We start from the raw sequence: 12,066 nt of genomic DNA on the forward strand, positions 1-12,066 counted from the left end.
CGAAAGGTTCGACCCCTCATGACCGAACAGGAATCAGCGGCCACCAAGGCGTTCAGGGAGGCCCGCGACATCCTGCTGGACCACCACGACGACCTGGACGCCGCACGGCGGGCCTTTCGCTGGCCCCGCCCCGAGCGGTTCAACTGGGCGCTCGACTGGTTCGACGTCATAGCCCGCGACAACCACCGCCCGGCCCTGCTCATCGCGGAGGCCTCCGGCGCCGCCGGTGACACCACGTACTCCTTCGACACCATGGCCCACCGCTCCGACCAAGTGGCCTCCTGGCTGCGGACGTTGGGGGTGCGCCGCAAGGATCCGGTGCTGCTGCTCCTCGACAACCGGGTGGAGTTGTGGGAGGTGCTGCTCGCGGCCATCAAGCTGGGCGCGGTGGTGGTGCCGACGTACACGACCGCCACGCCCGCCGACCTGACCGATCGCGTCCGGCGCGCCGGTATCCGGCACGTCGTGGCCGATGCCGCGCTCACCGACCGGTTCGAGACGGTGCCCGGCGAATGGACCCGGATCGCGGTGGGGGAGCGGCGCCCCGGCTGGATCGGCTACGGCGAATCCCTCGACGGCGCCCGTGAGTTCATCGCGGACGGCTGGTCGATGGCGGACGACCCGCTGTTCTGCTACTTCACCTCGGGCACCACCTCGCGCCCCAAGATGGTGGCGCACACCCACCTCAGCTATCCGGTGGGGCACCTGTCCGGGATGTACTGGAACGGGGTGCGCCCCGGCGACCTGCACCTGAACGTCTCCGCGCCGGGCTGGGCCAAGCACGCGTGGAGCTCGTTCTTCGTGCCGTGGAACGCGGAGGCGACCGTGGTCGCGTCCTCGGAGCCGCGGCCCGGCCCCGGTGTGGTCCTCGACCTGCTGCGCACCCGGGGTGTGACCACGCTGTGCGCGCCGCCCACGGTGTGGCGGGGCATGGTGCGCGAAGGCCTGGGGGAGCGGCCCGTACGGCTGCGGGAGGCCGCCGCCGTAGGCGAGGCGATGGAGCCGGCGCTCGCCGGGGCGGTCCAGGAGGCCTGGGGCATGCCGGTGCGGGACGGCTTCGGGCAGACGGAGACCACCGCGCAGATCGGCAGCCCGCCGGGCCGCACCCCGGCGCCGGGCCGGGTGGGCTGGGCCCTGCCGGGCTACGACCTGGTGCTGATCGACCAGCAGAGCGGCCGGGAGGTGCCCGACGGAGTGCCGGGCGAACTGTGCGTCCGGCTCTCCCCGCGCCCCGCCGGCATGATGACGGGCTACGCGGGCGACGAGGAGCGCACCGCCAAGGCCTTCGCCGGAGGGGTCTACCACACCGGAGACCTGATGGTGCGTCACGAGGACGGCTCGTTCGGCTATGTGAGCCGCGCCGACGACATGTTCAAGTCGTTCGACCACCGCATCTCGCCCCTGGAGCTCGAACGCTCCCTGCTGGGCAGCGAGTTGGTGGCGGAGGCGGCGGTGATCGCGGTCCCGCACCCGGTCGGGCTGTGGGAGCCGAAGGCCTACGTCGTCCCCGCGCGCGGCCAGGCGCCGGACGCCCGCACGGCGGCCGGGATCCACCGGTTCCAGGAGGGCGAGCTGCCGCGGGAGAAGTGGGTGAAGGTCGTGGAGTTCATTGACCGGCTGCCCGTGACCGCCTCCGGCAAGATCCGCAGAGCCGCCCTGCGCGAACGCCCGCAGACGGGCGGGATGGTGCACCGGCTGGTCACGGCCGACGAACCGGAAGGAGTGCTTCATGGCAACCCGGGCTGACACCTCGGACACCTTGTTGTGCCTGTGCGCGCGGATCACCGAGAGCGAGGTCGCCGACGCGATCGACGGCGGTGCGCACGACGTCCCGGCGGTGCGCGATCTGACGGAGGCGAGCAGCGGATGCGGTGACTGTGCCGCGGACATAGAGGACCTGATCGCCGATCGCACCGGTGGCGCGCCGGGCGTCTGACACGGTCGGGTACGTCTCCTGGGGTGCCGGGTGTTTTCTGCCGGGCACCCCGTTGACGTGTGCGCCCGCCGTGCCGAGCGGTCAGTAGAGGCTGGAGAAGAGCACGGCCACGAACCGGGCCGGCTCGTCACTGTCGTTGCGGAAGCTGTGCGGATATCCGGCCGACCACTGCGCGCAGTCCCCCGCCCGCAGTTCGTGGTCGCTGCCGTTGTAGCGGGCGATCACGGTGCCCTCGGTCATCACGATGAGATCGGAGCCCTCGTGCTGGAGCTCCTCCAGCAGGCCCGAGTGCGGCTGGAAGTCGGCCGTGAGGACCTGGTAGCCGAGCTCGGGCACCCGCAGCACGCGGTAGCGCACGCCGGGGGCCCGGTCGAAGGACTCCTGATCCTTCGCGGGAAAGACCGAGGGGATGGAGCGCCCCCGCGAGAAGCCCAGGAACGAACCCACGTCGTGCCCGAAGACCTTGGCCAGGCGGCCGAGCCGCTCCAGCGCGATGTCGGTCTCGCCGCGCTCCAGCGCGGCGAGGAACGACACCGAAAGACCGCACTCGGCAGCGACCTGACGCAAGGACATCTCTTTGTGGGTGCGCAGGCGGCGGAGCACCTCGCCCGGGCGCGGAAAGCCCAGCTCGGGGCCGCGGGCTGCCGTGCCGGGGGAGACGTCCGACGGCGGGGGATTGCTCATGAGTGCATCCTAGAGAGCGTCAGGCTCTGACGAGCGTGGAGCGGGCGGCCTCGGTGTCGGTCGGGCCGAGGAGGCCGGAGCGGGCCACGAGGACGCCGAGCTGGAACCGGCTCTGGGCGCCGAGCTCCTGGTAGATCTTGGCGATGTGGTTGCGGCAGGTGCGCACGCTCACACCGATGCGGCGCGCGATCATCGCGTCGGTCTGCCCCTCGGCGAGGAGCACGATGATGGTCCGCCGCATGCCGGAGAGCAACTCGTCGGCCTGGGCCGCGCGGATCTGGCCGTCGAAGGGCGTCGCCGCCATCCACGTCTGCTCGAACACCTCCGTGACGAACTGCACGATGCCGGGCTGGGTGACGGCCACGGCGCTCTGCCCGTCGTCGCCGGGAAGCAGCGCGGTCTCGCCATCGAACACCACCATCTGGGAGAGGGGCCCGCTCGACGTGCGGGCCTCCCCGCCGCCGTCGACGGCGCGTGCCACGCCCCTGCGGGTCGCCGTGTCGTAGCGCGCGGTGTGCTGGTGGATGGTGCGTACCTTGACGCCGCGCTCCTGGAGCGAGGCGAGCGGTTCCGTCATGTCCAGCAGAATGTGGTCGGCCCGCCAGCCGTCGCCGGACTGGGCGAGGAGGATCTCGTGGCGGCATCTCATCGCGGCGGTCAGGAGCCAGTCGCGCAGGGCGCTGGTGCCGACGACGGGCCGGGAGCCGTCGGAGGCGTCCGCCTTGCGCACGGCGCGTTCGTGGACGCGGTGGAAACCGGCGAGTTCGTCCCGGATCTGTTCCGAACGACGCTCCATCCGCTCGATCTGCTGTTGCAGCGGGGCCAGCCGACGCAGGGCCGCGGCCTTCGGCGCGACGGGCAGGAAGATGTCGGGCGCGCCGGACGAGGGCTGCAACAGCCTTGCGTTGACCAGGAGTTGGAGGGCTCGGGAGGCGCGGTCGGTGTCCCAGCCGAGCGCCTCTGCGGCGTGGGCCAGGCTCAGCGCCTGAACGCTGACCGCGAGCTGGTAGAGCTCTTCCTGATCTTGCGCTTCCGTTAACCGGTGCGCTTGCCGCGGATCAAGGTCTGCGTTCATTGGTCCCCCATGGAGTGTTCCCCCGCAGATGTGCGGGGTGGCGGTCCGGCACAGAGCGTGTGGGCGCGCTCGGCGGGCCCATGTGCAAAATACCGGACGGGCGTGCTCGGGGCAACACAAAAAAGAACGACCTCTTTGGTATTCCCCACCGCGTGCAGCTTGATGCAGGAACGGCCCTCAGGGCATGCGATGAACAGTATCTTGCAATAGCGTGCTGTTTAAAGCACAGAAGCTCCTGCCCCCGGGCGCCCCCGACCGGCGCCGGGCGGGGGAGCGTCGGACAGCAGCCGGGAGTTGCCATGCGCGTGAACCTGACCGCGACGTCGGACGGGACCGGATTACTTCCGCGGGACCCGACCGCGGCCCCAGCCGAGACGGCCGCCCGAGGGGGCCGCGACGTGGCCGCCAGGGTCGCCCTGGTGGTGGTGTGGAGCTCCGGCTTCATCTCCGGAAAGCTCGGCCTGCGCCACTCGGCGCCCTACACCTTCGCCGGACTGCGCTTCGCGGTGGCGGGCGGGGTGCTCCTCCTCGTGGGGCTGATCCTCCGTCAAAAGGTGCCCCTAGGACGTCAGTTGGCGCATCTCGTGGTGGCCGGCGTGCTCGTGCAGGGCGTGCAGTTCTCCAGCATCTACGTCGGCATGGACCGGGGCGTGCCCTCCGGCCTGGCCGCGCTGGTCATCGCGCTCTACCCCCTGGTCGCCTCGCTCATCGCGGTGCCGGTGCTGCACGAACGGGTCACCCGCGGGCAGTACTTCGGGCTGTGCCTCGGTCTCGGCGGAGTCGTCCTCGCCGTCTCGGAGAGCCTCACCCTGGGCGGCGACCACCTGGTCGGCATCGCCTTCCTCGTCCTTGGTCTGCTCGGCATCTCGCTCGGCACCGTCTATCAGCGGCGCTTCTGCGCGGGCATGGAGCCGGTGATGGGCAACGCGGTCCAGCTGGTCGCCGCCTCCCTGGCCGCGCTGGTGCCCGCCGTCCTCGTGGAGGGGTTCGACGTCACCTTCACCGCCGGGTACTGGCCGGCCCTGCTGTGGGCGGCGCTCGTGAACTCCATCGTGGGCGTGGGGCTGCTCTACGCCCTGCTCCAGCGCCACGGGACGAGCCAGGTGAGCAGCCTCTTCTACCTGGTGCCCATGGTCACGGCGGGACTTGCCGCCCTCATGCTCGGACAGCACCTCGGCCCGCTCACCCTCGGCGGACTCGTGCTGGCCACCGCCGGAACCACGCTGGCCAACCGGGTACGCGGATGAGCCGGCGGCTCCCCGGCGAACGGGGATGCCACCGGCTCGGTAGGCCGATCGCGTCAGCTGTGGGCGACGGTCAGCGCGGACGGGGTGAGCGACCGCGCGTACGCACGGAAGTCCTCGATCGAGCAGCCGTCCTCGAAGACCGCGGTGAACCCCGCCGCGAGCAGCCCGGGCCCGTAGGTTCCGGCGGCGGCGCCCTCGGTGCCGAGCTTGCCGCCGATCACCACGGGCAGCGCCTCCAGGCCGGGTTCGGACCGGATCCGCGTGATCAGCCGGTGCCCGTCCAGGGCGCCGTGGCCGTTCACGCTGCTGATGACCACGAGATCGGGCCGGAAACGGCGGCATTCCTCGACGATGAGATCGTCCGGCGTGCAGGCGCCTATGTTCCGCACGTCGTGCCCCATCTCCTCCAGTAGGAGCTGAAGGTAGACGAGGTTCCAGGTGTGCGAGTCCGAAGAAATACTGGATACGAGTACGCGGCATTCAGAACCGTGTGCCAGTTGGGGCATCGGAGCGACTCCCTCAGATTTTGTCTTCCGGGCGGCACGAGCATAGGCGAAGGCCCCTCGCCCCCCGGTACCTCAGCTTGTTGCAGTGCAGGTAAGTGCCCTTGGCCCCACGGGTTCCGACCGGCCAGAATCAATGGGCAGGAACGAATCGGATCTCAATACCCAAGCGCTTCCGGAGACTTGGTCCGGCGGCCTTCCCGAAATCGTAGGGAGCGATATCGAGATGAGCTCTACTGAAATTCCTTCCGGCCCGCAGCCCTTTTCTCTCGACGAGCGGGGCATGCGCCCGGTGGAGGTGCACTGCCACGGTTTCGGAGACGTGGACTTCTCCGACTTCACCCGTGTCGACCTCGACCGCCTGGACATGTGGTGCGCCGGCGAAGGCGTCCTCGCCCTGCCGACGATGTATCTGCACCGCGACCGTCTCACCGAGTTCGAGGGGTTCATGCGGCGCTACGCCGCCAAGCGCGCCGACGGGCTGCTCCCGCACATACCCGGCGTGGCGCTCGAAGGCCCGCTGCTCTCGCACCGCGGCGGAACGCCCCAGTCCACCGTGTGGGCGCCCAGCCGGGCGGAGTGGGAGCGGCTCGCCGCGCTCGGTGACCTCGGCCTGGTCTACACGGTGGTCTCGCCGGACGCCTTCTCCCCGGAGTCGGTGCTCCAGGACGAGCCGCACCTGAAGGACAGCGGCTTCGACTGGATCGTGCCGACGCTCCTCGCCCATGGCGTCCGGCCCGCACTCGGCCACTTCACCCGCGACGACCCGGCCCGCAGCGCGGCCACCGTCGACGCCATCGTGGAGACCGCCTACGCCTCGGAGTGGAAGGGCAACGGCGTCCGCGTCACCACCGACCACCTCTTCAACGACATGCCGCTCAACATCCGGCACGCCTTCCGCACCGAGCGCGCCCGGGCCCAGCGCGACGAGATCATCGCGTCGTACGACGTGCCCAACTGGACGCTCGACAACATCAGCGAGATGGCGGGCCCGGTCCCCGGCGCCATCATCAAGCAGGCCGTGGCGGGCCGGATCGCCGCCTGCATCAACTTCGACGGCGAGCACGTGGACCTCGCTCTGGCCACTCGGGCCGTCCAGCTGATGGGCCCGCGCAACGCCATGATCATGACCGACCGGTGCGACTCCGCGCGCCTCGGCGGCCGGGCGCTGCACCACACCGGTGACAACCGCCTGTGGTACGAGGAGAACGGCGTGGTCGCCGCCGGCTCGCACCCCCTGGTCGCGCACATCGCCAATGCCAAGGCGAACGGCCTGAGCGACAGCGACATTTCGTTCCTCGTGGCCCGCACCGCGCACCGGACCTTCGGAATTCCCGCGGTGGAGCGCGCGACCGCGGCCGCCTGATATCCCCTCGCTCGACAAACAGGTGCGGTGCGGCCGGTCCCCGTCGGCCGCACCCACCCCTGGCCCGCGGCGCCGGAATCCGTCAAGGAGAACCCAGTGAAAACACCACCAGGCCGGAACATCATCGCTCTGGAATGGCTGCAATTCGGCTTGAACCGGCTCGCCGCCGCGGCCGCCGAAGAAGGCATGACCGTGCACCTCCTGTGCGGGGACCGGTCGGAATACACGCATGAATTCGCCGCGGGCCGTCCCGGGAATCTCGTCGTCCACGACGTCGACACCCACGCCGTCGACGACGTCGAGGCCGCCGTCCGGGCCATCGGTGACGTGGCGGGACTGCTCAGCAACACCGACACCTGGAGTCTCGTCGCCCTCGCCGTCCGCGAGCGCCTCGGCCTGCCCGGCCAGGACCCCGCGAGCGTGCGGCTGGTGCGCGACAAGGCCCGGCTGCGGCAGCGCCTGCACGAGCACGGCCTCTCGCGGGCCGACGGCTCGCCGCTGGACCCGGCGGAGGACGCCGCCACCGTGGCCGCGCGCACCGGACTGCCCCTGGTGGTGAAGGACAGCGCGGGCACCGGGAGCGAGAACGTGTGGCTGGCCCGTACCGAGGCCGAGCTCACCACCGTGCTCGACGAGGTGCGGCGTGGCGGCCTGCGGGGCCGGCCGATCGCCGAACCCTACTTCCGCGGGCCGCTGTTCAGCGTCGAGACGCTCACCTGGGCGGGGCGCACCCGGGTCCTGGGGGTCAGCAGCCGTGTCCTGTCGGCGCCCCCGGTCTTCCGCGAGGAGGCGCTCGCCTTCCCGGTGGCGCTGCCCGAGGCCATGGCCGAGGACGTCGGCCAGTGGATCGAGCAGGTCCTCAAGGCCGTGGGCTACACCGAGGGCTTCGCCCACACCGAGTTCATCATGACGGACACCGGATTCGAACTCGTCGAGATCAACCCCCGCCTCGGCGGCGCGCTGATCGGCGAGGAGATGTCGCGGGCGCTGGGCGTCAATGTGTACGAGGCCTTCGTGGACCTCGTACGGCGCCGGCGTCCGGGGCTTCTGGACGCGGAGCTGACAGTGCGTCAGGGAGCCGCGCATGTACGGCTCTACGCGCCCCGGACCGGAGTCTTCCAGGGGTGTGTGGGCGAGGAGACGCTGGCCGCCCACCCCGGCGCTCCCGCGCTGTATCCGGCGCTGCCCGTCGGCACCACGATCCGGACCACCTCGCACCAGGACGGCTGCGTCGCGGTGCTGCTCGCCGACGGCGCCACCGCCGAACTCGCCCTGCAGAACGCGCTGTCGGCCGCCGGTGGGCTGGGCGTACGCATAGACGGCCGGATCTCGGAAGGGGAAGACCGTGCCTGAGTCCGCGCCTCATCTGCTCGTTCTCAGCGGCTGGGCCGGGGTGGTGGAGACCGCCTTCGAGCTCGGCTTCGACGTCAGCTTCATCGGGAACACCGCCGACTTCAGCCCGCGCGACCTCGACGTCCTGGCCCGGTGCCGGCACGTGCGGGCGATACCCGCCGACCAGACGGTCGCCTGTCTGCAGGCCGCCCGCGCCATGCACGCCGAGCAGCCGTTCCACGCGGCGGTCTCCTTCGGCGAGTTCGGCTTGGAGAGCGCCGCCGTGATCGCGGACGCCCTCGGCGTCAAGGGCCTGTCCCTGGCCTCCGTGGCCGCGACCCGGTACAAGGACCGGATGCGCGAGATCCTCGCCGGGCACCCCCGGCTCGCGCTCGGCTGGGCGCGGGTGGAGAACGCCGAGGGCCTCGCCAAGTTCCACGCCAAGTACGGGCTGCCGCTGATCGTCAAGCCGGTCGCCGGGGCCGGCAGCGTGGGCGTGCGCCAGATCCTCAGCGCCGCCGAGCTCCAGGACGTGCTCAACGACGCGGACATGTGGCAGCAAGGCGGATACCTGGCCGAGGAGTTGATCGCCGGGGACGAGCTCTACAGCGTGGAGACGGTGACCCTGGGCGGTCGGCACGCCGTCGCCGGGATCTCGCTCTGCAGGCTGGCCGGGCACCCCAACCTCGCCATCACCGAGATCTCGGTCCCGCCGCCCGCCCCCTACGACCAGCACGTTCCGAGGATCAGCGAGACCGTGGTCTCCTTCCTGGACGCCATCGGGCACACCTGGGGGCTCACCCACACCGAGGTGAAGGTCGCCCCCGACGGACGGCCGGTGATCATCGAGTCGCAGACCCGCATCGGCGGGCACCGCATCTTCCGCATGGTCGAGCACGCCACGGGGGTCGACGAGATCGCCACCGTGCTGCGCAGCCTCCTGCCGGGCGGCGAGACGGTCACGTCGCCCCATCTGCCCCCCACCCACGCCATCGGGATGGTCCTCTCGCTGATCCCGCCCCGCAAGCCGATCCTGCGCACGGCCGACCCCGAGCTGCTGCGCGGCGTCGAGGGTGTGGACGACTTCGAGATCAACGTACGGCCGGGCGAGGTGCCGCTGCCCGTCGCCGACAACGCCAAGCGGCCCGGCCTGATCTGGCTGCGCGTGCCCGACCGGGCCGCCGCCGAACGGACGAAGGAAGAGATCGCCCGCACGTACTGGATCGAGTTCGAGGACGGCGATGTCTGGCATCCGTCGTTCTGAACTGTGGGCGGGACTCGCCGCCCTGCCCGCGAACCTCCGGTTCCTGCTCGCCACCTCGTTCTTCATGCCGCTCGCCAGCTTCATGGTGCTGCCCTACCTGGCGATCCTGCTGCACGACCGGCTGGGCATGGCGATGGGCACCGTGGGTCTGCTGCTCGGGGCGACGTCCTTCCTGAGTTTCTCCGGCTGTCTGGCCGGCGGCCTGATCGCCGAGCGGATCGGCCTCAAGACCGCGATGGTGGTGGGGCTGACCATCCGCACCTGCGGGTTCGGGCTCTTCATGGCGGGCCTGAGCACCGCACGGCTCGCGGTCGTCGCCGTGATCCTCGCGGCCTGCGGCGACGCGCTCTACTCCCCGGCCAACAAGGCGTACCTCGTGGGCGAGGTCTCCGACGAGCACCGGCCGGTGCTGCTGTCGGTGAACAACTCCGCGCTGAACACGGGGATGGCGCTCGGCACCATGATCGCCGGAGTGCTCGTGGTGCGCATGCCGTTCCTGGTCTTCGCCGTCGTGACCGCGCTGTTCGCGATCATGACGGTGCTGCACGCGACGCTGCTCACGGCCGACACCGGTTCCGCCCCGGCCAAGGGTGGCGCCGGAGGGGAGTGGGCCCAGGCCTTCCTCACCCCGCCCGCCCTGGTGGCCCTGGTGAGCGCCTACGTCTACTGGTACTTCCAGAACTACCTGGGCGTGTTCGTCACCAGCGGCCACCCGGCGATCGTCTACAGCCTGGCGCTCGTGGTCAACAGCGTCCTGGTCATCGTCGGCCAGCCCCTGGCGGCCCGGTGGATCGGCCGCGTGAGCTATCAGCGGGCGGTCGTCGTCGGCCTCCCGGCGCTCACCCTGGGGCTGCTCGCCTTCGCGCAGAACACCCTGGTGGCCATCCTCGTGGGCACGGTCCTGGTGAGTGTCGGCGAGGCCGTGGTCTTCCTGAAGAACGACCTGGAGGCGCTCAAGGCCGTTCCCGGCCGGCCGACCCTCGCGGTGGGCAGCCAGCGCATGGCCGTCGGCTTTGGCTCGTTCGCCAGCGGCATCGTCGGCGGCCAGCTCTTCGCGCACGCCCAGTCCGGCGGCGCGGTCGGGAGCTTCTGGCTCTACGCCGCTCTCCAGGGCCTCGTCGCCACCGCCGTCATCGCCCTGGTGACCCGGGCCCGAACCGCCCCCCGCCAGGGCGACCTCACCACGCTTCCCGCCTCCCCGTCCGAGTGGAGTGGATCATGACCACCCAGACCGTCGGTCCTCCCGAGACCGAACTCCGCGCCCCGCGGACCCCCGACGCGGCCCCCTTCGCGCGCCGCCCCCGTGTGAGGGGCGCGCTGCCGGGACCGCGCAGCGCGGAACTCCTGGAGCGGCAGAGCCGGCGCGAGTCCAACTCACGCTCCTACCCACGGCGGTTGCCGATCGCGATCCGCCGCGCGTCGGGCAGCTACGTCGAGGACCTCGACGGCAACGTCTTCCTCGACTTCCTGAGCGGCGCCGGGGTGCTCCCGCTCGGCCACAACCCGCCCGAGCCGCTGGCCGCCGCCCACCGCCAGCTCGACGAACTCGTCCACGGCCTCGACTTCCCCACCCCGATCAAGGACGAGTTCACCGACCTGGCACTCGGCATGCTGCCCGCGCCGATGCGCGACCACACCAAGATCCACTTCTGCGGCCCGACCGGAGCCAACGCCGTCGAGGCCGCCCTCAAGCTGTGCAAGACGGCCACCGGGCGCGAGGAGATCATCTCCTTCCAGGGCGGTTTCCACGGCAGCACCCTGGCCGCGCTGTCGGTGACCGGGCTCGTCGAGCAGAAGGCGCCGGTCGGCGGCCGCATGCCGGGCGTCCACTTCTTCCCGTACGCGCACTGCCACCGCTGCCCGCTGGGCCTGCGGCGGGACTCCTGCGCGGTCAACTGCGCCAGTTACCTGGAGCGTTCACTCGCCGACCCCAACGGCGGCATCACACCGCCCGCGGCGGTGATCATGGAGCTCGTCCAGGGCGAGGGCGGCGTGATTCCCGCCGACCGTCAATTCGTCCTCCGCGTCAGGGAGTTGACCCGAGACCTCGGCATCCCCCTGATCGTCGACGAGGTGCAGAGCGGCTGCGGGCGCACCGGAACGTGGTTCGCCTTCGAGCAGTACGGCATCACGCCCGACGTCGTCGTCGCCTCCAAGGCCCTGAGCGGCGTCGGCCTGCCCGCCGCGATCATCCTCTACGACGAGAAGCTCGACGTGTGGCGGCCGGGCGCCCACAGCGGCACCTTCCGGGGCAACCAGGCCGCGTTCGCCGCCGGTGTCGCGACCATGAAGGCGGTGCGGCGCGACGGCGTCCTCGCCAATGTCAGGGCCCGCGCGGAGCAGCTCGCACCGCATCTGGAAGGCCTGCGCCGCCTCACCGACCAGGTCAGCGACGTCCGCGGCCTCGGACTCATGACCGGTGTGGAACTCGCCGACCCCGACACCGGGCGTCCTGCCTCGGAGCTCGCCCTGCGCGTGCAGCGCGAGGCGCTCCTGCGCGGCCTGATCCTCGAACTCGGCGGCCGCGACGACTGCGTCGTGCGGCTGCTCCCGCCCCTGAACTGCACCGCCGAGGAGATCGACATCGCGGGGCGCATTTTGCACGACTCCCTCGCCGCGGCCCTCGCCGACGCGACGCCGCGCGACGGGAAGTGACGCA

The 12,066-nt window shown here is 71.1% G+C and carries 11 protein-coding genes; 8 read left to right on the top strand and 3 right to left on the bottom strand.

What is annotated here, in order from left to right; genetic code table 11:
* Positions 1 to 18: 18 nt before the first annotated feature.
* Positions 19 to 1,746: an AMP-binding protein gene (locus AC07F3_RS04830; protein WP_479110472.1), complete on the top strand. Its 1,728-nt coding sequence runs from the start codon at positions 19 to 21 to the stop codon at positions 1,744 to 1,746.
* Complete coding sequence (locus AC07F3_RS04835) at positions 1,730 to 1,936, top strand: (2Fe-2S)-binding protein (protein ID WP_479110474.1); 207 nt, start codon at positions 1,730 to 1,732, stop codon at positions 1,934 to 1,936. The genes AC07F3_RS04830 and AC07F3_RS04835 overlap by 17 nt, the downstream gene beginning before the upstream one ends.
* 81 nt (positions 1,937 to 2,017) lie before the next feature.
* Here the strand turns inward: AC07F3_RS04835 and AC07F3_RS04840 are convergent, their stop codons facing one another.
* Together AC07F3_RS04840 and AC07F3_RS04845 are read right to left on the bottom strand one after the other, a co-directional pair.
* Positions 2,018 to 2,620, bottom strand: coding sequence for a cupin domain-containing protein (locus AC07F3_RS04840; RefSeq protein ID WP_479110476.1), 603 nt, complete (start codon positions 2,618 to 2,620; stop codon positions 2,018 to 2,020).
* Between the two features lie 19 nt (positions 2,621 to 2,639).
* The gene (locus AC07F3_RS04845; RefSeq protein WP_479110478.1) at positions 2,640 to 3,695 is read right to left on the bottom strand and encodes a helix-turn-helix transcriptional regulator; all 1,056 of its coding nucleotides are present in this window, start codon (positions 3,693 to 3,695) and stop codon (positions 2,640 to 2,642) included.
* A 398-nt stretch (positions 3,696 to 4,093) separates the two neighbouring features.
* On the opposite strand from AC07F3_RS04845, the gene AC07F3_RS04850 reads away from it, so the two are divergent.
* Positions 4,094 to 4,942 (top strand): DMT family transporter, encoded by an 849-nt coding sequence (locus AC07F3_RS04850; protein WP_479110480.1) that lies wholly within the window; start codon positions 4,094 to 4,096, stop codon positions 4,940 to 4,942.
* 53 nt (positions 4,943 to 4,995) lie between these two features.
* On the opposite strand, the gene AC07F3_RS04855 is transcribed toward AC07F3_RS04850, so the two are convergent.
* On the bottom strand, positions 4,996 to 5,448 hold the full coding sequence (locus AC07F3_RS04855; RefSeq protein ID WP_479110481.1) for a cobalamin B12-binding domain-containing protein: 453 nt from the start codon (positions 5,446 to 5,448) through the stop codon (positions 4,996 to 4,998).
* 223 nt (positions 5,449 to 5,671) lie between these two features.
* Between AC07F3_RS04855 and AC07F3_RS04860 the strand changes: the two genes are divergently transcribed.
* From AC07F3_RS04860 to AC07F3_RS04880, 5 genes are all read left to right on the top strand, one after another.
* Positions 5,672 to 6,811 (top strand): hypothetical protein, encoded by a 1,140-nt coding sequence (locus AC07F3_RS04860; protein ID WP_479110483.1) that lies wholly within the window; start codon positions 5,672 to 5,674, stop codon positions 6,809 to 6,811.
* 96 nt (positions 6,812 to 6,907) lie between these two features.
* On the top strand, positions 6,908 to 8,164 hold the full coding sequence (locus tag AC07F3_RS04865; RefSeq protein WP_479110485.1) for an ATP-grasp domain-containing protein: 1,257 nt from the start codon (positions 6,908 to 6,910) through the stop codon (positions 8,162 to 8,164).
* Positions 8,157 to 9,407 carry an ATP-grasp domain-containing protein gene (locus AC07F3_RS04870; protein WP_479110487.1) on the top strand — a complete coding sequence of 417 codons (1,251 nt, stop codon included), beginning with the start codon at positions 8,157 to 8,159 and terminating at the stop codon, positions 9,405 to 9,407. Before AC07F3_RS04865 ends, AC07F3_RS04870 begins: the two co-directional genes overlap by 8 nt.
* Positions 9,385 to 10,629 carry an MFS transporter gene (locus AC07F3_RS04875; protein ID WP_479110489.1) on the top strand — a complete coding sequence of 415 codons (1,245 nt, stop codon included), beginning with the start codon at positions 9,385 to 9,387 and terminating at the stop codon, positions 10,627 to 10,629. The genes AC07F3_RS04870 and AC07F3_RS04875 overlap by 23 nt, the downstream gene beginning before the upstream one ends.
* Complete coding sequence (locus AC07F3_RS04880) at positions 10,626 to 12,062, top strand: diaminobutyrate--2-oxoglutarate transaminase family protein (protein WP_479110491.1); 1,437 nt, start codon at positions 10,626 to 10,628, stop codon at positions 12,060 to 12,062. Before AC07F3_RS04875 ends, AC07F3_RS04880 begins: the two co-directional genes overlap by 4 nt.
* Positions 12,063 to 12,066 lie beyond the last annotated feature (4 nt).

This window comes from Streptomyces sp. NPDC045846, from assembly GCF_056431605.1.